The sequence below is a fragment of the Ruminococcus difficilis genome (assembly GCF_016680995.1).
Map to the genome: position 1 here is coordinate 1 of NZ_JAEQMG010000169.1, position 21,386 is coordinate 21,386.

At 40.7% G+C, this 21,386-nt stretch carries 18 protein-coding genes and 1 tRNA gene; 12 read left to right on the plus strand and 7 right to left on the minus strand.

Annotation, left to right across the window (positions count from 1 at the left end; all coding sequences use genetic code 11):
* Positions 1 to 212 precede the first annotated feature (212 nt).
* The 7 genes from JKK62_RS15470 to JKK62_RS15500 all read left to right on the plus strand — a co-directional run bounded on the left by JKK62_RS15470 (position 213) and on the right by JKK62_RS15500 (position 9,944).
* Positions 213 to 1,583, plus strand: coding sequence for a dockerin type I repeat-containing protein (locus tag JKK62_RS15470; protein ID WP_201428708.1), 1,371 nt, complete (start codon positions 213 to 215; stop codon positions 1,581 to 1,583).
* A gap of 88 nt (positions 1,584 to 1,671) precedes the next feature.
* A tRNA-Pro gene (locus JKK62_RS15475) sits at positions 1,672 to 1,748 on the plus strand.
* A gap of 353 nt (positions 1,749 to 2,101) precedes the next feature.
* Positions 2,102 to 3,568, plus strand: coding sequence for an ATP-binding protein (locus tag JKK62_RS15480; RefSeq protein ID WP_201428709.1), 1,467 nt, complete (start codon positions 2,102 to 2,104; stop codon positions 3,566 to 3,568).
* Between the two features lie 190 nt (positions 3,569 to 3,758).
* Complete coding sequence (locus tag JKK62_RS15485; RefSeq protein ID WP_201428710.1) at positions 3,759 to 5,570, plus strand: site-specific DNA-methyltransferase; 1,812 nt, start codon at positions 3,759 to 3,761, stop codon at positions 5,568 to 5,570.
* 3 nt (positions 5,571 to 5,573) lie between these two features.
* A complete protein-coding gene (locus JKK62_RS15490) occupies positions 5,574 to 5,963 on the plus strand; it encodes a hypothetical protein (protein ID WP_201428711.1) in 390 nt (129 codons plus the stop codon).
* Positions 5,963 to 8,149, plus strand: a complete 2,187-nt coding sequence (locus tag JKK62_RS15495) for a DEAD/DEAH box helicase family protein (protein WP_201428712.1) — start codon at positions 5,963 to 5,965, stop codon at positions 8,147 to 8,149. The genes JKK62_RS15490 and JKK62_RS15495 overlap by 1 nt, the downstream gene beginning before the upstream one ends.
* A 28-nt stretch (positions 8,150 to 8,177) precedes the next feature.
* Positions 8,178 to 9,944 carry a hypothetical protein gene (locus JKK62_RS15500; protein WP_201428713.1) on the plus strand — a complete coding sequence of 589 codons (1,767 nt, stop codon included), beginning with the start codon at positions 8,178 to 8,180 and terminating at the stop codon, positions 9,942 to 9,944.
* A 162-nt stretch (positions 9,945 to 10,106) separates the two neighbouring features.
* Here JKK62_RS15500 and JKK62_RS15505 read toward each other — a convergent pair whose 3' ends face one another.
* Positions 10,107 to 10,727, minus strand: a complete 621-nt coding sequence (locus JKK62_RS15505) for a hypothetical protein (RefSeq protein WP_201428714.1) — start codon at positions 10,725 to 10,727, stop codon at positions 10,107 to 10,109.
* Positions 10,728 to 11,039: 312 nt separating this feature from the next.
* On the opposite strand from JKK62_RS15505, the gene JKK62_RS15510 reads away from it, so the two are divergent.
* The 5 genes from JKK62_RS15510 to JKK62_RS15530 all read left to right on the plus strand — a co-directional run bounded on the left by JKK62_RS15510 (position 11,040) and on the right by JKK62_RS15530 (position 15,501).
* Positions 11,040 to 11,381 (plus strand): hypothetical protein, encoded by a 342-nt coding sequence (locus JKK62_RS15510; protein WP_207752212.1) that lies wholly within the window; start codon positions 11,040 to 11,042, stop codon positions 11,379 to 11,381.
* Between the two features lie 56 nt (positions 11,382 to 11,437).
* Positions 11,438 to 12,787, plus strand: a complete 1,350-nt coding sequence (locus JKK62_RS15515; RefSeq protein WP_201428716.1) for an FtsK/SpoIIIE domain-containing protein — start codon at positions 11,438 to 11,440, stop codon at positions 12,785 to 12,787.
* 84 nt (positions 12,788 to 12,871) lie between these two features.
* The gene (locus JKK62_RS15520) at positions 12,872 to 14,020 is read left to right on the plus strand and encodes a replication initiation factor domain-containing protein (protein ID WP_201428717.1); all 1,149 of its coding nucleotides are present in this window, start codon (positions 12,872 to 12,874) and stop codon (positions 14,018 to 14,020) included.
* Positions 14,021 to 14,065: 45 nt separating this feature from the next.
* Positions 14,066 to 14,242 carry a helix-turn-helix domain-containing protein gene (locus JKK62_RS15525; protein ID WP_201428718.1) on the plus strand — a complete coding sequence of 59 codons (177 nt, stop codon included), beginning with the start codon at positions 14,066 to 14,068 and terminating at the stop codon, positions 14,240 to 14,242.
* A gap of 95 nt (positions 14,243 to 14,337) precedes the next feature.
* Positions 14,338 to 15,501 carry a tyrosine-type recombinase/integrase gene (locus JKK62_RS15530; RefSeq protein ID WP_201428719.1) on the plus strand — a complete coding sequence of 388 codons (1,164 nt, stop codon included), beginning with the start codon at positions 14,338 to 14,340 and terminating at the stop codon, positions 15,499 to 15,501.
* 353 nt (positions 15,502 to 15,854) lie between these two features.
* Here the strand turns inward: JKK62_RS15530 and JKK62_RS15535 are convergent, their stop codons facing one another.
* The 6 genes from JKK62_RS15535 to JKK62_RS15560 all read right to left on the minus strand — a co-directional run.
* The gene (locus JKK62_RS15535; RefSeq protein WP_092966792.1) at positions 15,855 to 16,271 is read right to left on the minus strand and encodes a DUF3021 domain-containing protein; all 417 of its coding nucleotides are present in this window, start codon (positions 16,269 to 16,271) and stop codon (positions 15,855 to 15,857) included.
* Between the two features lies 1 nt (position 16,272).
* Positions 16,273 to 16,710, minus strand: a complete 438-nt coding sequence (locus JKK62_RS15540; protein ID WP_092966794.1) for a LytTR family DNA-binding domain-containing protein — start codon at positions 16,708 to 16,710, stop codon at positions 16,273 to 16,275.
* A gap of 396 nt (positions 16,711 to 17,106) precedes the next feature.
* Complete coding sequence (gene trhA / locus JKK62_RS15545) at positions 17,107 to 17,757, minus strand: PAQR family membrane homeostasis protein TrhA (RefSeq protein WP_201428720.1); 651 nt, start codon at positions 17,755 to 17,757, stop codon at positions 17,107 to 17,109.
* Positions 17,758 to 17,824: 67 nt separating this feature from the next.
* Complete coding sequence (locus JKK62_RS15550; RefSeq protein ID WP_201428721.1) at positions 17,825 to 18,742, minus strand: magnesium transporter CorA family protein; 918 nt, start codon at positions 18,740 to 18,742, stop codon at positions 17,825 to 17,827.
* Positions 18,743 to 19,195: 453 nt separating this feature from the next.
* Positions 19,196 to 20,680, minus strand: a complete 1,485-nt coding sequence (locus JKK62_RS15555; RefSeq protein ID WP_201428722.1) for an IS5 family transposase — start codon at positions 20,678 to 20,680, stop codon at positions 19,196 to 19,198.
* Positions 20,681 to 21,029: 349 nt separating this feature from the next.
* A partial coding sequence (locus JKK62_RS15560) for a tyrosine-type recombinase/integrase (RefSeq protein WP_243411888.1) occupies positions 21,030 to 21,386 on the minus strand: 357 nt, incomplete at its 5' end.

Below are 21,386 nucleotides of genomic sequence, written 5' to 3' on the forward strand. Positions count from 1 at the left end.
CCTATTCCGCCACGGGCGCACATCTATTTTTCAACAGCTTATTTGCTGTGAAAATCAAAGTATTTAATTGTTACACAGAGGCAGCGTTACCTAAACCCACACGACTCCCGATTCTGCCGAAAGTGTGTTGATATCATTAATCTATTATACATATTCTCAAGGTTCTTGTCAAATATAAATTGTGATTTTTTACCCGCATGGGAAATCTCCTGATGCAATGTGATGTTTCTTCACATTTAAAACCATTGTCCGGCTCTGTCACAGATGATATAATCAAAACGAAGATTATTGAAAAAGCTGACTTACTCCGCGCAAAAGCAAGGTTACGAGACAGCAGAGGATCTGATGGTGTAGCAGAATCGAGGTATCAGATGAAACATCGATGTATTGTTATTGTGTGCATGATTGTAACCGCAGTCATGGCGATGTGCGCTTCTGTTACTGTAGGCGCAGACAGCACCTTACATAATCTGGCACAATGCCGCAGAGTTTACGCCTACAGCGGAAATAATAATGCGTATTTTTATGGATTTGGCAACCATACACTCTGTTCCGCACGCGCTATCCCCGATGAAACGGAAAGGACAGTGACAACAGACGGCGTCATTCGCGCGGTCTGTCATGACGAAGCTTACTCCTACGCGTTAATAACAACAGCCAATTCACAATACAGTTTGATCAAGCTTGACATGAACAGCGGTGAATATCAGATCAATCCGCTTGCGTCGGGGAACAATATTCAGCATAATTCATTTGCCGTTTCGGACGGAGAAATATTCCTGATCGTTCACGACAGCACATACGGACATGTAGAAAGCCGCGATTTTGACGGTAACCCATTACATACATATTATCTGGATAAAGGCGTCAACTATCTTTTTCACAACGGCGGAAACGCATACGCCGTTTCATTCTCAGGAGAGATATACTGCCTTTCTTTTGGAATAATATCTTCCTGCGCGAAAATAGAATCGTATTCAGAATGCCAGAACGCAGGTGTTGGTTATATTCAGACTGACAAAGGACAGTTGGTATCGCTCACCGATGGAACAACGAGAAACGGTATTGGAACTCACGTTGTTATTTCTGATGGAGAATTATTTTCCTTTGACAGCGGGCTCTTGCTTGCTGCGGCAAATCATTCCAAAGCAATTCTGAAGGATAACTATCAATCCGTTGTCAGCAGCCGGGATACACCGGATAAACCGATCGAACGCAATTCATCCAACATTAACCGGGAAAACACAATCATTGTAGATGCGGGGATGACGGTCGCCGCATTGAAGAAACGCGATGAGTCAATCAGCGCAGTTTATGACAATGACGGGCAAGAGATCGGTTCCGGAAAACTGCGCACAGGATATTCTCTGAAAAAATACGGGATAGAGTATCCGTTAGTTGTGCGTGGCGATTTAAATGCCAGCGGTACGGTAAACAGTCGGGATATTAAGCTCTTTATGGAACATTTGGTAGGTAATTCAACACTTACAGGAGTCTTTGCAATCGCAGCCGATTGGAACGGAGATGGCAATTTAGACAATCGTGACCTGGCACTTCTCTCAAAAAAGGTAACTATTCAATAAAAAATTTCCGCAATAAAAAAACACAAGAAAAAAATCAAAAAACTCTTGACAAATCAGTATTTCTCTGATATAATTCTTAATGTTGCATCGGGATGTAGCGCAGTTTGGTAGCGCACACGTCTGGGGGGCGTGGAGTCGCAAGTTCAAGTCTTGTCATCCCGACCAATATTTAAGAGTGACTTTCGGGTCACTCTTTTTTATTTATATTCACTTAGATTGCTCAAAAATGGCTTAAATACTGAGGCTTTGGCACTTCTTAAAATCAATCTGAAACAATTTGGATAAACTGAAATCAATCTAAATTGCTCCCCTGAGAGCAATGTTTGGAGCAGTTTTTACCCCTGATTGCTCCCTGAATTGCTCCCGATTTTTGCATAACAACTGACGGATATCAGAGCATCCATATCTATTTTTTGAGAATACAATAATTTCAAATATTCTTGACATCTTTTAAATTGTCGGTTATAATAATATCAAATCACGATTTAGTGAATTACGATTCGAAAGAAGTGAGACGTATGTTTATCGGCAGAGAAAAGGAACTGGCATTTTTAGAATCAAAATACAGCGCAGAAAACGGTCAGCTGATTGTACTTTACGGCAGAAGGCGCGTCGGAAAAACAGAAACCCTCAGACAGTTTTGCAAGGACAAGCCTCATGTGTTCTTCGCGTGCCGCGAATGTACAGACAAGCTCCAACTAAAATCATTCTCCGAGAAAATGCTCAGAGAGGATATTCCCGCAAAACGGTATATTTCGCAGTTTGAAAGCTGGGAACAGGCGTTCCGTTCTGTCACTGATTTACCGAGCGGCGACAGGAAGAAGCTGCTGATTATTGATGAGTTTCCCTATATGTGCCGAGGAAACGCCGGAATACCGTCGATTCTTCAAAATCTATGGGACGAGGTTTTGAAAGACGAAAACGTGATGATCATTCTCTGCGGCAGTTCCATGAGCTTCATCGAGAAAGAGCTGCTTGCCGAGAAGAACCCGCTTTATGGCAGAGCGACGGGCGTTTACAAAATGACGGAGATGGATTTTTACGACGCCGTGAAATTCTTTCCCGATTACTCCGATCGGGATAAGGTCATTGCTTATTCAGTTTTGGGCGGTATTCCGCATTATCTGAAACAGTTTGATCCGAAAATCTCGCTTTCGGAGAATATCAAGCAGAACATTTTGACAAAAGGCTGCGTTCTGTACAGCGAGGTTGATTTTCTGCTGCGGCAGGAGCTGCGTGAAACGCCGATTTACAATTCTCTGATTGAAGCGATCGCGCTGGGCAACACGAAGCTGAATGAAATCAGCCAAAAATCCCTTGTGGACGATACTTCAAAGACCAGCACCTATCTGCGCAACCTTGTGCAGTTGGGGATCGTTGCGAGAGAGTTTTCGGTCGACGCCGGCACGAAGGAACGCGCCAACACCAACCGCGGCACCTACAAGCTGACGGACAATTTTTTCCGCTTTTGGTATGCTTTTGTGTTTGCGAATTATTCTGAGCTGGAAGCCGGAGACGTTGACGGTGTTTTCCATTATTCCGTCGAACCGCAGCTGCATCAATTTGCTTCGCTGCCGTTTGAAAATGTGTGCAGACAGTTTGTGAGAAAGCTGCAGCAGGCAAACGCGCTGCCTTTCCGATATGCGAGTATGGGCAGATGGACGGGCAAGACCACCGTGCGTGACACATCAGCTGACAATGGTACAAGAATTGCGGAAACCGAGATAGACATTCTCGCGGTTTCACAGTCACGCAGGGAATATCTTGTTGGCGAGTGTAAATTCAAAAACAAACCCTTCTCCTATTCCGAATACCTTGATACAATCGCAAAGCTCTCGCCGCAAAAAGAAAAGGCGGATTTCTATTACGAACTTTTCTCGGAGTCGGGATTTGATGAAAAAATAATAGAAGCCGCAAGCAACAACGAGCGACTTCTGTTGTATAATTTGTCGGATATTGTTTCAGGTCGATCAGACATCGCTTAAAATGATCCAAACTAGCATCAACTGACACCGGAACAACACTACTCTCCATCGTTGAAGCAATTACTCATTGGCTCTCTGTAAAACACAGAGAGCTAAATTTTTAAGTAATCCATCATCAAGCGATAATATTGAATTGATTTTTTTTAGTCATGATGTTAAAATATAATAAAGAATTATATAAGGTGAGAGCATGAGTACAAATATTTCAAAGCAAAAAAGAGACGATTTGCTGACTAAAATCGAGGAAATCCGTAGATATATTTCCAATGCGGCACAAGATGAGAATACCGGTAATCTGCTTTCCTATCTTTCCGAGATCGAGAAAGACATCAACGGAAAAAAGTACGGTCTTGTATTTGAGGAGCACCGCGAGGATATTGACGAGGTTCTTGAAACGCACACCCCCGTATTGACAGAAGAAACCGATCTTTTTATTGACAACGGCGGTCAAATGAATTTTCTTATCGAAGGAGATAATCTTGCTTCGCTGAAACTACTTGAAAAGACACATAAGGGCAGAATTGATTTAATTTATATTGATCCACCTTACAACACGGGAAATAATGATTTTATCTATGATGATTCTATTGTTGAAAAAACGGATAGTTTTATTCATTCAAAATGGCTTTCTTTCATCTCTGAACGTATACGATTGGCAAGAAAACTTCTTACGGAGAAGGGTATTATCATAATTAGTATTGGTTATCAGGAAGTTCATAACTTGGTTGCTTTATGTCAAGAGATTTTTTATGATAGGCAAACTGTATGTGTTACTGTACAAACGTCTGGTGGAAAGCCTAATGGAGGATTTACATATACTCAAGAATACTTAGTGTTCATAGTTCCACAGTCTTTTTCTCCAAATGCTATGAGTTTTACTGGAGGAATTGAACGTTCACCTTTTGAAGGCTTAACGCTAAGTACCTTCGATAAGACGACGCGGCCTAATCAAACTTATCCTATTTTTGTGGACAAAAAAACTATGAATATTGTAGGTGTGGGTAAATCACTAACAGAGTTAATAAATGAAGGTAGTTACAATGGTGAATTAAAAGAATATGTATTTGAAACCGATGAAACTCCTGAGGGTTGCAGTGCACTATGGCCTATTAGCAGTAAAGGAGCAGAATGTGTATGGCGTCTTATTTCTTCAAGATTGATGAATGATTGGAAGCTTGGATATATAAAGGTAAGTAAAAACAAGTCAAAAGTAAATCCTAATGAATTTAGTATTCAATATCTGCCAGATGGAGTGATTAAAAAAATAGAATCTGGAAAATTAGAAGTTATTGGGCATGAGGAAAATGCCCCTACCTTGAGATTTGGTAAAAACGAGACTGTTGGAAGTGAAATTCCAACTATTTGGACGGAAAAAGATTTTTTTACAACAAAAGGATCTTCATATGTTCGTAGCTTATTTGGTGATAAAAGGTTTCCGTATCCAAAACCTTTAGAGTTTATAGTCGAAATATTGCGTGCATCGACAGATGAAAATAGCATTATTCTGGATTTCTTTGCAGGGTCAGGAACAACAGGTGAGTCTACAATGCTTCTGAATAGAGCGACAGAAGGAAACCGCCGCTTCATCCTCTGCACCAACAATGAAAACAATATCTGCCGTGAAGTAACATATGAGCGTATTCGTCGTGTGATTGACAAAGAGAGTTATAATGCAAGTTTGAAATACTACAAGGTAGAGTATATTCCCGTCAGTGAGCGATTGTATTATGAGTACGCAGATGAGTTATTACTGCATATACGAGAACTGGTTGAGCTTGAAAACGGAATCAACTTTGTTGGAAACGCAGAAATCGCAATTGTTCTGACTGATGAAGAACTGGATGCTTTCACTCAAAATATTTTACAATATTCAGCGTGTCATAAATTGTATATGGGTCATGATTTGCTGCCAGACGATGAGCAAGAAAGAATATTAAGAGAGAATGAAATAGAAATCAGCATTATACCAGACTATTATTATAAGGATTTACAGGAGGTATAAAATTTGGAGTTTATTAAAACGTTACTGATAGCTTGTATTCCTGCTATTTGTACAGCAGTAATAACAGGTTTTGTTACATACTTTGTAGCAAGAAAAAATGCCGCAGCACAAATTAAGGTTGTTGAAGAACAGAACAAACATGACCTTGAAAAGTTGATGAAGCAACACGAGATTGATATCGATGCTCTCAATCAGAAGCATGAGCAAGAAAAGGAAATACTTAATATCAATCATAAAAACCAATTAGAATTAATCTCAGCGCAAAGTAGCAATGATTTTGCACAAAGCGTTTTTCAACCATTTATAAATGAAATTGCAAAGGATCCAACAATAAAATCTCAAGTAATGAGCGGCGTAAGAAAATCAAGCAAGAAAAAGAAAGGTAAAAGATAATGAAATTAAAAGATTTTCAGTTGGATGCAGTCAAATCACTGTTTGAATCTATGGATGAGCCTAATCGAGATATTATCCTGAAAAGCCCAACAGGAAGCGGCAAAACAATAATACTTACATACTTTATGCACCAGTATATTCAGTCGTATTCCAAAACCGTATTTGTATGGCTCACCCCGGGTAAAGGCAATCTGGAAGAACAAAGCAAAGAGAAAATGGATAAATATATCCATGCTTCTCAGACAAAGCTTCTTTCCGATGTGATGACGAGCGGCTTTGAAGAAAATGACAGTGTATTTATCAACTGGGAAAAGCTTACAAAGAAAGGTAACAACGCTCTCAAAGACAGCGAGCGAACAAACTTTTTGGAGCATATACAGCACGCGTTAAATGACGGACTGCGTTTTGTTATTATTGTAGATGAAAGCCATCAAAATAACACCGTGAAAGCGGACGAGCTAATTCAATATTTTCATACAAACAAGATTATTCGCTGTTCTGCAACGCCGAAAGGAATCAAGAATGCCGTTGTGATTGAAATACCAGAAGAAGAAGTAATAGCGGCAGGGTTAATCAAAAAGGTGTTGGTTATCAACGAAAACTTTCCGCAGACGGTGGAAACGGAAAACCAAACGAGCTTTTTGTTGGAAAGAGCTTATGCTAAACAACGTGAACTGCGTGCTGAATTTGCAAAAATCGGAAAAGATATTAACCCCTTGATGATCGTTCAGATACCTGATAAATCGCAGCTGCTTCAAGATGAGGTTGAGCGTTGGTTTGAATCACAGGGAATAAACTACGAGAATCAGCTTCTCGCTGTTTGGCTTGATAATAAACACGAGAATTTAGAATACATTACAAATCCGAACGCAAAACAAGTAGCGTTAATCATTAAACAAGCAGTTGCCACCGGTTGGGATTGCCCTCGTGCTCAGATTCTTGTTAAGCTCCGTGAAAACATGGATGAAACTTTTGAGATTCAGACAATCGGACGTATTCGTCGAATGCCAGAAGCAAAGCACTATGAAAATATGCTTTTGGATAGCTGTTATCTTTATACCCTTGACGGAAAATTTACCGCAGGCGTAAAAATGTCTCTCGGCAAAAATGCTCTGGACGCTTATACTGTTTTCCTAAAAAACGAGTACAAGGGCATCGCTCTCACGGGCGAGCGGAGGACAATGGTTATTTCTACAAGAAACCCAAAGAGAGCTTTGCTTGCAGTTGCAAAATATTTCGAGAATGAATACGGCACAGGTAGTAATAAATTCGAAAACAAAACAAGACTACAGGCAAAGGGGTTTGTTTTTAACGAAGAAATTGTAAATCAAACATATTCAGGAGAAACGTCTACGTTGGATTTTAAATCTACCGATATGAATGCTATTGCTGTTACAGAAAAGCTCAATACCCATAAGCATGGACGCGATTATCATAACAGAATCGGCAAAATAGGTTTAGAAATAGGTATGGAGTATTCGTATATGAATACAATCATCCGAAAGCTCTTTGACGCAAATTTTTCATATAGCAGAAAGATTCTTGCCTTATCTCCGAGAGAGGTCTACTCCTTTGTTCTTAATAACGACGTTCGTCTTAAAAATGCAGTTCGTGAAGCTATGGCTGCCGAAATAGCCCAGTTACAGTTAGATTTGCCGGCTGTGTCTGAATTTGTATTTCATATTCCGCAATCTGAAATATTTACTTATGATAGTTCTGCTAAAACACAAGTAGAAATGAAAAGAAATGTTTATCAGAACTATTTATCGTCTGCTGAACCGCGTTCATCGGCGGAGAGAAAGTTTGAAAAATATTGCGAGCATTGCAACAGCGTAGCATGGTGGTATAAAAACGGAGATAAGGGTAATGAATATCTCTCAATTGTTTATCGTGACAATTCCGGAAAGCAGAAGCTGTTTTATCCTGATTACATTCTCGGTGTAGGTGACGAAATATGGATTATCGAAACCAAGGGTGGTTTTGATCGCAACGGTAACAGTCAGGATATCGATATCTTCTCACCGAAAAAATTTGATGTACTGAAAGCTTATCTTGACAAAAACCACCTGAATGGTGGGTTTGTTAGAAATGATAATAAGAGTGATGAGCTCTGCATTTGTACAAATATTTATTCGGATGATATTAACGGTAACGACTGGATTCTGTTAAGCAAATTGCTGCCTTAGAGATAGTGGATTAAGAAGGTAAATACGAATGTTGAAACCATCTAATACAAAAATCGAACAAAAAGCTATCAATGCGTTGGAATCAGTAATTGACGCGCATATGACAATGGATTACGAGTTTAATACCCATGATAAAGAAATATTTTGGGATGGTTACATTTATCTCTATAGGAAGAGTGACGGGAATCAATCAAAAAGGGATTTTGAGGGCAGAGTTCCCGTTCAAATAAAAGGACATTGTGATAACGGGCAAAGATACATCAACAAGCAAAAAATCCACTATGCTGTTTCATTAGAGGATTTAAAAGCATACGCTACAGAAAAGGGTGTTCTGTATTTTCAAATATTCATGAACGACGGTCATACACAAATATTCTATTCGTCTCTATATCCTTCTAAGATAGCGGATTATCTCGAAGAAGCTAAAAAACGTCACAATGAGAAAAATATAAATATTCCATTTATAAAACTAGAAAAGGATCCTGCAGTATTATATATAGTTGCAAAGCAGTTTAATGAAGAAGCATTGAAACAGGGTTCTGCTTATAATCCACTGGTTCAAGACAGAATCCGAAAGGAAGACTTTGATAAAATAACATCTATCAATCTTTCGGTAATAGGTGCAAAAAATCCATACGAAGCCCTATTGCGGTTATCAACCGGTGATGTATGTATATATGGGACGACGAAAGATGATAAATATCCGCGTCCGATTGAGTGGCAAGATGAATCGATTTTTTATATTGAGGAAGATATTCATCAGGATATTTCTGTAAATGGAAAAATATATTACCATCATTATAGTGTTTTTAGTGGTTCTGAGGGAGAAAAAGTATTAAAACTTAGTCCAAATTTAACTATAAATCTTGAAAAACATAGGATAGAGCTACAGTATAAGGCCGTAACATCATTGAAAGAAATATATACTGACGCCAGTTTTTTACTTCATATCAATGACAATAAAGCATTTAGTATCGCCGGACACATATTACCTATGAATGCTACTCTAAAGCAAGAGTTCCACGAAAAGCTGAGATTTCAGATAGATTTATATGAGTTACTTGAAAAAATCGGGTTTAATTTATCAACAGCGTGGTCTCAACTCACGGATCAACAATTCTTGCAATTAAAAAATCTTGTTCAGGTATATTATAATTGCTTCTCCAATCAATATAAAGAAATCTATTACAAGTATCTTTGGTCGTTTGATGGAAAAAATATCCCTATTATTATTCAAAAAAATGATAATTCAGTGGAACTGTTAAATGGAGTCTACACGGAAAAATTAGCTGTTTTCATGCGTGATGATGATTCAGATGAAATAGGTTATCGAATGCCCTTGTTTTTTAATATTGACGTTAATGTTTTAAGCAACTTATACTTTTATGATTATAATTTGCTTCGTGAGCAGATAAATAATTGTGATATCAATTCAAAATCTAAACATCAGCTAAATAATTGCGTACTGCATTTAATAAATGTTTTTGATTTAAATAATGATTTGAATTTTCTTGATCTGGCTGAATATCTATTGCGCAAATTAGATTACCCAAAGAATGACAGTTGTTTTTTGCTTAATTCAATGCAGATAAAGAAAAGGAGAGGTTTGTTTTGTAGCGATGATATTGAAATTTTGAAATCAATAGAAGATGATGATAAACGCATTCAATTTGGAAAGTATGTTTTATTAGAGGATAAAACAACCGCATTAGAATTATTTGATCAATTTTCAAAGTGTGACAAAGATTATTACAAAACTCTACCTATATATAGATTATATTCTCAGTTAGAATAGGAGTAAAAACACATTTTAGTCCAAGGTTGATTTTTAAAGTGTGTGAGTGGGTTATTTCCCTGCTCACATGCTTTTTCCTATTTAAATTGTTCTATATGATCGAGCCTGAAATATTAAAGCGTGTAAGCGGAATTTTTTCCGAGCTTACACGCTTTTGAAATTTCAGTTTTTAATAACCTGCATAATAATGATAGATTCCATGTCCCTTAATATCTTGAAAACTTTTTTGGGGGCAATGGGTTTGTTCTTCTTTTCATTTTTAATGACGGCGGCAAGGTATTCATACGTGGACGCTTCTTTATAGAAGTGCTCCCAGTTTTCGATTATTTTCATTGCTCCGTCGATGGGATTGTTTACCGATACGTTAAGTTCGGAGTCAATTCTATTCTTCATTTCCAGATATTGAGTCGATTCACAAAATGGCGACGCGTTCTGATCATCGTTAGGTGAGGGCTGATACTGTTCAAAAACCGTTTTTATCGGCGACGGAATGTTGATTGTTTTATCCTTTAGCCATAATAGAGCTTGAACTAAAATGTCGTCAACAAGACGGCGAACCTCTTTTTCGTCAAGAAACGCAAGCGTTTTTCCCTTGACATTTATATCAGCGGAACACAACACATCCAAAAGATACAAGGCGGAAGTCCTTAGGGTACGTGAATAGCAGGGAAAACTATTATTCAAAATACTTTCGTTAATAAACGCCGAGGTGCTGGCGTAATTTTCTATTGATTCTAATAAATACTCCGATTCGACAGATACCGAAATCATTTTCTTTGCCATACTTAACTCTCCTTTTTTCAAAATATAGCGAAAATTATTGTGTTGACTCAATTATACCAATCTTATATCCGATTGTCAATATAATTAAATATATTTTCTTAAATATAAATTAGAAATACGCTTGACATAATTATTTCTATAATATATAATAATAGCAATAAGAATAGATATACATATATATTTAATCTTATTATTTCTTTTTGGAAAAGGATGTGGTTCCTATGGGCTGATAATGTATTTTTCGGCTAGTCCTCGGAGGAGGACTATAAAATAATCTACATTATTTGAAAGGACGATTCATACATGAGATTTTTGAATCAATTTAACGAATTCAATTTCGTACAGTTTTCAGAAGGAAAAACGTTCAACGTGGTAGAAGTTGCTCCGTGGCAGGACTATAAAACTAAGGAACTGCTCGGAACGGAGGTTACGGTAGTTATCATGACTGATAATACCAATTACGGCGAGAAAAAGACAGGAACAAACCGCTTTGAGAAGCTTAAGTTCAAGCTGAGAAAACAGGTCGATGTTCCCGTTGATGCACAAGTTATTCCCATTAATCCCGTAGGCAAGGTTTACGGAGATTTCAATCAAAACCTGTCGGTGCATTGTGATGATATTCGTGTCGTCGAACCGAAGGTACATAAGCAGTGAGAACTTACAATTCCAAGGCGCTGCGGATCGAGTTCGCAGCACCTTGGGTAAAATGCTTGATTATCGCGATAGCGTTTTTCATTGTTAGCGTGTTGATTTATTTGTTGCCGCCAAATAATCTTCCTATTGATGGTGTTTTATTAAAATGCAACCGGGTTATTCTGAGCATATCAATCAGTTTGTTTTTGATTTCGGTTTTACTCAGGATTTTCTTTACGCAGGCAAAACAAATTAAGCATATGATAATGATCGGATTATACTATCGCCGTTACGGAAATCCTCTGTGTTTGCGCGATGGAGAATTTCTTCCGATAATAAAAGTTAAACAGTTGAGCAACACAAAGTTTCTACTGACGATTTATGCTATTGTCGTTAATGCGGAGATTTTACAGAAGCTGGGCGTTACTGTTAGCTCTATATTGAACCGTCGTTATCAGCGATTTGCCGTTACGGTTCTCAATACAGATGTTGCGCTTAGTTATGTGCAATACACTCTTGAAGATGTTACCATTGACAAATCATTTTCTTTCTATTCAGTTGATCAAATGAAGCCCGTGCGGCAGACGGTATTTGTTGTACAAAAGGGTGATTCCATAGATCTGACCACAAGCGGCTCCATACTGGTCGCAGGAAAAACGAGGAGCGGGAAGACAACCGGGATAATTTCAATTCTTATTCAGGCTTTGCTGTGCGGACGCGATCATCAATATTCCCAAATAACGATTATTGATCCTAAATGCGCGGAGCTGTCAGTGCTTCCCCATGTTGTAACTGTTGATGACGACGTAGAAGCAACTGCCATTTTACAGTCGTTGAAAGAGTTTGAAGCAGCTATGAGGAAAAGACAGCGCATATTAAATGAACGCTCAAAACAGATTGGCGACGCTGTTCATTGGTGGGAATTTGATATGCACCCATCGTTTTTGTTTATTGACGAATATGTTGCATGCCGTTCACTGTTTCCTAAGAAAGCCGAAAAAGGTTCTGACTATTGTTTGGCTGCATTTGATAATACGCTGAAAAGGATTGTTACGATGGGCGCGTCGGCAGGTTGTTTTGTCATTCTTTCAATAGCGGAAGCCTCCGTTGACGAGGGCGGTCTTCCGACAATGCTTAAGAACGCAATGACGACAAAAATCCTGTTCAAACCGACGCTGACAGAGGGGCGGCTGATTTGGGATTCCTTAAAGCTGGAAAACTTTCCCGAGCGTGTCTACTCAGCCGGTGATTGCTGGTTTTCATCAACGGACGGAGAACATGATGACGTTGCCTTTTGTCATTTTCCACATATGCGGTTTCCGGTATATAGGGAACTCGGTCGTTTATTAAAAGAGTATTACGGCGAAAGCGCCGACGGAGGGGTACCGCAAGACGGCGCTCGCCGCGAAAATACTATCTCTTATTAAAAAACAACAGAGCGCCTTTTTATCCCCCGTAAACTAATAGGGGGGATACTTGGAAAAAATAAAATTGCAGGAGGATAATAAAATGTGATAGAAGCAGGAATTGACGAGGTAACGATGATTCTGTTGCCTGTCAGCGAATTATTAAACTCGCCTGACCGACGATGGTATGACATTGCGAATGAAATGGTTTTTGAAGCAGAGGATAAGCTCAATCTGCTTGACCTGTTCGGTGAACGAAAGTATATGAACAAAGCGATTTCGGGATATTCCGTTGGATATACGTATGGTCATCACGATTTTTTCTTTACGGTCTGCTATCACCATATTTGGGCGAGGATGGGAGTACTGATTAAGTTTTCCGCACAAGCGTTAGCTTATTACCAAGGACAGACAAACCTTATGCCATATGAAATTTTACAGCAAATGCGATCCCCTTTATATCAGGTTCGGTGTTCCCGCATAGATATAGCTGTTGATTTCATTGAAGAAGGTATCGATATCAATGAGATTTACACAGGATATCTAAACGAGCAGATAAAGGTTTTTGTAATACGAGAACGGAACGGCCGCATTGAACATACGGAAAAAAGCTATAAAATACAGGTGATTTGCAGTGAAGGCGATTGCGAAACGGTATACTTCGGAAAGCGTGACAGTCCCGTTATGCTGCGCATTTACAATAAAAAAACCGAACAAATCAATAACCGAGGCTCGCGATATTCGGAAGCCGTACAATACAATGACTGGGTACGCTTTGAACTCGAAGCAAAGCATGATTACGCTCACAAATTGACGACAGCGCTTTTAGATACAAAAAACGATATAGAATACAAAGAAATAATACTGGATTTTATCATTCAAAAATACTTTTTTGTTACGGCAAATAATAATGCGCCTGCCCCGTTTTTACAGCAACTAATAGATATGAAAAACAATCAAGAGATTACATTATTCAAAAGTGTGAACACAAAAAATACAGAGCTATCAAAGAATTTACTTCATTTACTGAGAACGTCGGGAACAGTTACCACACTTTATAAAATCAATGCTATATGGGGTAACGCAGGATTGAAAAAATGTATGGATACAATAACCGAAATAATCAAAACACATCAGCCAAATCAAGATTGCGTAAGATTTTTAAGAAATAACCTTGAAGAATACAGAATAGCATATTCTGATTATGATAGTTTTTTTGAGAGCGAAATTTTACCTGAATTATTAGACGAATAATACATCGAGTACACGATGGGAACTCGATAGAATACGGAGGAATATATGCAAAAGGAAACAACGTTTTTAAACGTAAAGGATGTAGCTGAAATCATGGGGATTAGCATTCCGACAGCTCGTAAGCTCTTTGAAAAAAGAGATTTTCCTACGATAAGGGTAGGGCGCAGACTTCTTGTCAGCGAAGATGCGTTCAGGAAGTATATGATGCAGCGGCATTCGTGATCACAATTCTATTGACATTTCAGAACATCACATGTTATCATATTGGTAATAGATATGTGATGTTCTGATGTCTTTAGTCGAGAAAGGAGATTCAAATGTCAACGGCTAAAGGCAAAAAAGGCACAAGGAACTACGGTAACGGTTCCATATATCCCAAGCCGAACGGCAAGGGATTTATAGGTGAAATATTCGTTGTGATAAACGGCGAAAAGAAACGTAAAAAAGTATCAGGAAAAACAAAAACCGATGTCAGAATCAAACTGCGTGAATTGCAAAATAATGCAGAAGCAGGATTACTTGACACCAAACCCGAAGAAAAAGGTATTGTGTTTTATGATTTCGCTATCGATTTCATTGAACGGCGCGCAAAGTTCAAAGGGATAGAGAAAACCTCGGAGACGAGAGATACATACTCCCTTAAAAAGATGGGCGATTTTGCAAATCTGTATATTCAAGACATGAGTGAAGAACTGATTGAAAGATTTTTCCTCGAAAACATCACAATCAGCCAGAGTTATATCAACAAAATATTTCAGCTGATGAACCGAGTATTCAATGAAGCAATTCGCAAGCAAATCATTTCCGAAAATCCGATGCGGTGGCTTGAAAAGCCCAAGAGCGCAAAGCCCACAAAGATAATTAGAGCCTTGACGGTTTCGGAAGAACAGCGTTTGCTTGAAGTGCTGAAAAACGAGGATATTCTCTACGCGCCGCAAATGCTTCTCAGCCTGTTTACAGGTTGCAGAATGGGAGAGGTAAACGCGCTCGAAGTGCGTGATTTTGACCCAAAAAACAAGTTGCTGCGGATTCGCAAAACAGTTTCGGAAGATAACGGCGGTGTAACGATACACTACCACACAAAAACTTATCACAACCGCGATTTATCGTTGAGTGATGATGTGGCTGATTTTTTGTCAAAATGTATCGGTGAAAAAGAGGACGGTTTTATTTTTCTTTCCTCGGCAGGCACGATCGTTTCGACCAGTCAGGTCAACACTGAATTCAAAAAAGCGCTTGAAAAGTATGATATCCTCGACAATACCCTTGACGGTGATGTGACCTGCCACAGCTGCCGCCACACATATGCCACGCGCTTCTTAGAAAGTGGTTCAGGTGTAAAGGTGCTGCAGTCACTTTTGGGACATTCGGAAATCAAAATCACTTTAGGCGTTTATTGTGATGTGCAGGATTCTTTCAAGCAAGCGCAATTAGATACCTCGAATAAATATCTTGAAAATAACAATTTGAGCATTATATGAGTGTACACTGCTCCTAAAATTGCTCTTAACAGTTCAAAAAGCCACTGTTTAAGCGAAAAAGTTGGTCATCCCGACCAACGGAGGCGGTTTTTGAACCGCCTCTTTTCTTTTGCCATTTTACGCGAAAATGCTTAAAAACGGCTTAACACCATGGTTTGGAGATATCGCTCAATTTGCTTGAAAAATCTTTGAGTAACAAAACAAGCAGCAAAATCACCCGTTAAACCACAAGAAATCCTGAAAATATTTGCCAAACGCGGGTGTTTCCCCTGTGCCGTTGAAATTAAACGTTGAAATTAATATCGAACAGCGCCCTGCCGTCATATCCGACAGCAGGGCGCTCTCTTTTTCGCTCAGCCGAGCTTTTCATTCATTTTTTTGATTTTGTTCCTGATCGACAGATAGACAATCAGCCAGATCAAAGCGAAAATGACAACAAAGATTGCCGTAAACAATGCGATGACATCCCAGCGGAAGGGCATCCAGCCCATTGCAAGGTAGAAAAAGATGTAATCCGCAAACAGCACGGAGCCCTGGATCAATCCCGCAATTCCCAGCTGCAGTTTTTCGACATGGTAAACCGCGCTGATACCCGCAGCGATAAACGCCAGTATGAGTGAACTGATGATTTCCGCGATCATCTTGGTGACGGGAACCATTTCCACAACACCGTTGAGGTGAAGGAAAAAGTATACGATTGCCAGAATAAGGGGACCGAGGCCTGCAAAGATCGCGCCTCTCTTCAAGAATTCCACGATAAATTTTTTCATTTTATTTCAACTCCTTTTTGATATCGGCAAAGCATCTTCTCGATACATAGTCCTTATAGCCGCACTTGAATATTACGTCGACGGAACCCGAGAACGCCGCCGAGAACCTTTCGATTTGTTTTCTGTTCGCCAGCGAGGATTTATTGATTTTGATAAAGTAGCTTGGCAGGATCTCGCTGATCTCATACAGCCGCATTTTGAGCCGGTATCGGTCACCCGCGGTATCGATCGCGTAGGTTTTGGAATCGATCACCGTCACACACTCGATATCACGGTATTTCAGCTCCTTGATATCGTCCTCGGTATACGCCATGACGCTGTCCTCTCCGCTGTAGCCGAGAACCAGTTCCTCCAGCCTGTATGAAAAATCACCCTTTCCGTGAAGCGTGGCTTCAACCCGCTCCTCTTTGTTTCTGTCGATGTTTAGCTTGAATTTCATCTTCGCACCTCCTATGGTTTGTATTATATCACGAAAAAAATTTTTGTGATATAAAATCCGCTCATCGGTATTTTTTTCGCACTCAACGGTAAAAAACAGCACCTCAACCGACCGTTGGGGTACTGTTTTTTTCAGGTAACTATTATGGAAGACAAAACAAAACGGGTTTTTCTCAGCAGCAACAGCGACACATTCGTCCGTATCTGTAGTTACTTCTGACAAGTATTTGAAATTGCAGTGTCACTGCTTCGCCTCCTTTGTGAAAATACTGTCTATATGATCGAAAACATTATATCGCTTTCGTTGGTAACAGTATACCGCTTTTTTCTCTCCCTGTCCAATACGAAAAAGCTATCATCAGCTATCGCCTGCGCCTATACCCGAGCGCGTCGGAGATTATCTGTTGATGACAGCGAACAAAACGGAAAAGTAGTGACAGACGCTTCCCGCAACCGTAAAAATATGCCAGATGGAATGGAAGTAACGGATTTTCTTGATCGCATAGAAAATCACACCGACCGTATAAAACACGCCGCCTCCGACGAGAAGCCAGAGACTCCACGCATTCATGACCTTCAGAAGCGGCCGAATGGCGATAATGATGACCCAGCCCATTGCGATGTAGCACACAACCGAGGGCTTGCGGAATTTTTCAAGGTCGATCGAGTTAAGCACAATGCCGATCACCGCGGCTCCCCAGACAATACCGAACAGCACCCATCCGATTGCGCCGCGCAGAATGGAAATCGTGATCGGTGTATAGGTTCCCGCTATCAGAAAAAATATCGTATTGTGATCCATGATCCGAAAAAAGCTTTTCGCCTTCGGATGCGTGATCGCATGGTACAGCGTGCTCATGCAATACAGAATAATCAGACTCGCGCCGAAAATGGCGCAGCCGACTACCGACCACGCATCGCTGTAAATCGCCGCGAAAACGATCAGCACCGCCGTTCCGGCAACAGATAGCAAGCCACCCACGCCGTGCGTAACGGAGCTGAATATCTCCTCTCCGAGTGTGTATCTTTTCGTTATTTTTGACGCCATCTTCATACCTCCCATTACATTGTAGCACGAAACCCCGACAGGTCAATGTACATTTTCTCGCAAATCCCTACAACCACTTTTTGAGTTTGAAAAACACCAGACTGCCGACCACGATCAGTAAGCTCACGGTGATGGCGATCGGATATCCCCATTCCGAATCCAGCTCGGGCATGTAGCGGAAATTCATTCCGTACCAGCCCGCAATCAGCGTCAGCGGCATGAATATCGTCGTCACGATCGTCAGTACCGTCATAATGCGGTTCTGCTTGATATCGAGATGCGCTTTATAGATGTCGCGAATCTGGGAGGCGTGGTCGCTGATGGCGACGGCGGAATCGCGCAGACGGTCAATGCGGTTGGAAAACAGGCGGAAATAGCGGAGGTTGTCCTGCTTGAAGAAGCTGTTCTCATTCTCCTCCAGCTCCTGACCAAAGTCGAGAAGCTGCTCGTAGTGCACTCTGAGATCACGTATTTCCGTGCGGATCTCGTTGACGCGTTCCGAGACCATCTCCCCTTTTTCGTTGCTGATGGCGCCCTCCATCGCGTCAAGCTCCTTGTCGTAATGCTCCAGCAGATCGCGGTCACGCTTGACAATCTGCTCAAGAAAATCATATAAAAAGCGCTCCAGGCTCGGCAGCCTCCATTTCTTAGTTCTTTGAACCGCGAGGACCAGCATTTCCGCCGTGCCGCTGTCGTCAATAAAGACGATTCCCTTTTCATCGAGGGCGAATGCGAATTTCCCTTCGATTTGCGAAGGCTTCTCTCTGCTCGGAACCGCAAAGCTTCCCGTGAGCGAGTCGTAGTTCACCTCAGCCTTGGTGCTGTGAATGTCCGAGGAATCCGGCTCAATATCAATACCCATATCAAAGCTGTCCTTTTCCGTTTTCCACTGTGCCGATGTAAGAACGGCGACAAACTGCGCGTCAGCGGTTCTGATTTGCTTTTTGTCGCTTTCCACCAGTCTTTCCTCTATCAGATAATACATAAGCTGCTCCCGTGATCGAATTTCATTCTCCCGACTGATTCTTAGCGGTTGCACTGACCGCGCAAGTCAAGCCGGTGTATATTCTGTCATACTCACCGAAACGCAGGAAAAAGCATCGTGATTCCTGAAGCACCGCGCCTTTTCCCTGCCCTTTTATGAATTCCTTTCCTTATGCTTATTATACCACCGGAAAAGGCTCATGTCACTATACTATGAAGAAAAAAATAAAGGACAGTTCATTGAACTGTCCTTATGGTGGGAGTGTTCATAACGGACTTATGAAAAATTCAGGTTTTATCGGCAGTCACACACATTTCTCACTCGCACATTTGTGATTTATTCAATTTCTTCCTATAATATGGATGTAAAATTCAAGTCAAGGAGGAAATGACAATGAGAAATCCAAAATATCACATTTACTTAGGCTCTCCTGAAAAAGTCAACTTACCTGATTCATGCAGACTCACAACACTGGATCGCACAACAGGCAATCGGCAAAAAACCAATTTTCCGAAATAGGCGCAGAATATCCTCCCTCAGCTTGCGGACGGCATTCATTGCGAGTATGGCAAACACAAGGTCGGATTTTGCGCTTTCGTCCAACTTACACATCACGCGGCTCATGCCGTATCTTGTTTTCAGCAGTCCGTTCTTTCCCTCGACCCAGTTTCTTTCGCAGGAATCACGGTACATTTGCTCCGACTCAGCCTCTTTCTGTTCCGGATTTTTTCTTCCCAGGGAACGCCCGGACAAACGTATTCCACGCTCTTTGCAATACTTTTTGTTGGCTTTCGTCTGGTAAATTTTGTCCGCCAGTATTGCTTTCGGATAAAATCCGAATTTACGTTTGTAATCCTCCGCACAGGGAATCAAATCCGTGGATTCGTTGAAGTTTTCCCATGACGTCTGCTCCAAATAAACGTAACCGTTCACAACCGACAAATGTACCTTTTGACCGAACTCCGTTGGATTCGGACGCTTACCCCTGACGATCGGTCTGACATGCGGCTGCTCAAGGCTGACAATTCGATTTTCGCAGGAGTTTTTGCCGCTTTCAAACATTTCTTTCTGCTGTGCATAAACATCCGGTATTACTTCCAATCGGTTTTTCAGCCAAGTTGGGAACAACTTATCATGATATGTGACCTGTATTTTCAGTTCATCTAGCCTGCATGATGCAAGCTCAATATATCGTAACTGCTCGGATATTGCTTTTGAAACCTTCTTTCTTGTCCATTTCTTGCACTTGGAAAGATTCAGAAAGGATTTTCGTGCGGATTTCTTGTTATACGGGAGCATATGCCCTTTATGCGGAACCTCGTTCCATAACAGAGATATTGCTTTTTCGAGGTGTTCCCTCGATTTGTTGAGAAGATCAATATCGGTCGGATACTTGATGTTGGCAGGCGCAACCGTAGCGTCGATAATCAGGTTGCCCTGATTATCCTTAATGTCCGGTGTTGCTTCAGGAGCGTTGCCGTCATTATTGTTATCGTTGTCATCATTATTTCTGTCGACATTTCTTGACCCTTCAGGCCACTTTCCGGAGCAGATATATTCGTTCACATCGGATACAAAATTCACAGGAAAACGTTTGCGGAAATGAACCATCATCGAAGGATCGAACAACGGCTCGGGATTGAACTCCTTCAACCCCAAAAAGTATTGCATATACGGATTTTCGGCAATCGCCAATACGGTACGCTCATCTGAGAATTTTTCTCCGTTGCGAATAAAACACGCGCCAAAAGCGATTCTGGATGAGATGGATGGTCTGCCTTTCTCGGGCTGAATATTTCTGAGATACTCCTCCTCAATGATGTCCCAAGGCATTTTGTCGCTGAGCTTAACCCATCTGTTGTCAGGTGAAAGTCTCTCCGCGAACGGAGCATAGAAACCATCCAGAATCATTTGTGCGCTGTTTTCTTTCCTGTACATAACCCAAAACCACCCAAATTCGCTTTTTTTAGTGAAAACTCCAGATTTTTGGGGTTCTCCAACATATTCCTATTATACCATATGTTGTGGCATATTGGAATGCTTGTTTAGATATATTGTAGTTTTTGAAGTAAATTTATTTTTTCAGGAGAGCCTAAATACCTGAATAATGAGCCAAATAATGAGCTGATTATTTTCAAGTAAAAAACAAGACCCTGAAAACCGCTTATCTAAGCCATTTTCAAGGTCATAGGGTTGGTGCGAGTGACCGCTGCGAATGGCTTAAAGCCTGAACTTTTCGCGGTTTGACTGCACTTTTGACTGCAGTTTGTGCCAATCCTGCATTTTTTCACGCGATTTGCAGGTTATTGGCTTTCATGTATTCATCGGCGACGGCGAGGTGTTCGTTGCGGAATTTCTCAAAAACGGAGCAGTAGGTGTTCAGCGTAATGTTGATATCCGTGTGTCCGAGAATCTTCTGCAACACCTTTGCAGGCATTCCCGATTCGATACACCTTGTGGCATAAGTGTGTCTGAGCGAGTGCAAATCCACTCTGCCGTACACCGTTTTATCAACGATTCCGAACGACTTTAAAGCCGCCGAATAAGAATAGTTCACCTGATTGGTGGTGATAAGATTGTGATTGCTCGACATAAAAAGCAAGCCGCTTTTCTTTCTGCCGATTATCGTTCTCAAAAAGTCCGC

What these genes read in the sequence shown, in the direction of transcription:
- JKK62_RS15470 (WP_201428708.1), top strand. Translation starts at nt 213, where the DNA reads ATGCAATGTGATGTTTCTTCACATTTAAAACCATTGTCCGGCTCTGTC.
- JKK62_RS15480 (WP_201428709.1), top strand. Translation starts at nt 2,102, where the DNA reads ATGTTTATCGGCAGAGAAAAGGAACTGGCATTTTTAGAATCAAAATAC.
- JKK62_RS15485 (WP_201428710.1), top strand. Translation starts at nt 3,759, where the DNA reads ATGAGTACAAATATTTCAAAGCAAAAAAGAGACGATTTGCTGACTAAA.
- JKK62_RS15495 (WP_201428712.1), top strand. Translation starts at nt 5,963, where the DNA reads ATGAAATTAAAAGATTTTCAGTTGGATGCAGTCAAATCACTGTTTGAA.
- JKK62_RS15500 (WP_201428713.1), top strand. Translation starts at nt 8,178, where the DNA reads ATGTTGAAACCATCTAATACAAAAATCGAACAAAAAGCTATCAATGCG.
- JKK62_RS15505 (WP_201428714.1), bottom strand. Translation starts at nt 10,727, where the DNA reads ATGGCAAAGAAAATGATTTCGGTATCTGTCGAATCGGAGTATTTATTA.
- JKK62_RS15525 (WP_201428718.1), top strand. Translation starts at nt 14,066, where the DNA reads ATGCAAAAGGAAACAACGTTTTTAAACGTAAAGGATGTAGCTGAAATC.
- JKK62_RS15530 (WP_201428719.1), top strand. Translation starts at nt 14,338, where the DNA reads ATGTCAACGGCTAAAGGCAAAAAAGGCACAAGGAACTACGGTAACGGT.
- JKK62_RS15535 (WP_092966792.1), bottom strand. Translation starts at nt 16,271, where the DNA reads ATGAAAAAATTTATCGTGGAATTCTTGAAGAGAGGCGCGATCTTTGCA.
- JKK62_RS15540 (WP_092966794.1), bottom strand. Translation starts at nt 16,710, where the DNA reads ATGAAATTCAAGCTAAACATCGACAGAAACAAAGAGGAGCGGGTTGAA.
- trhA (WP_201428720.1), bottom strand. Translation starts at nt 17,757, where the DNA reads ATGGCGTCAAAAATAACGAAAAGATACACACTCGGAGAGGAGATATTC.
- JKK62_RS15550 (WP_201428721.1), bottom strand. Translation starts at nt 18,742, where the DNA reads ATGTATTATCTGATAGAGGAAAGACTGGTGGAAAGCGACAAAAAGCAA.
- JKK62_RS15555 (WP_201428722.1), bottom strand. Translation starts at nt 20,680, where the DNA reads ATGTACAGGAAAGAAAACAGCGCACAAATGATTCTGGATGGTTTCTAT.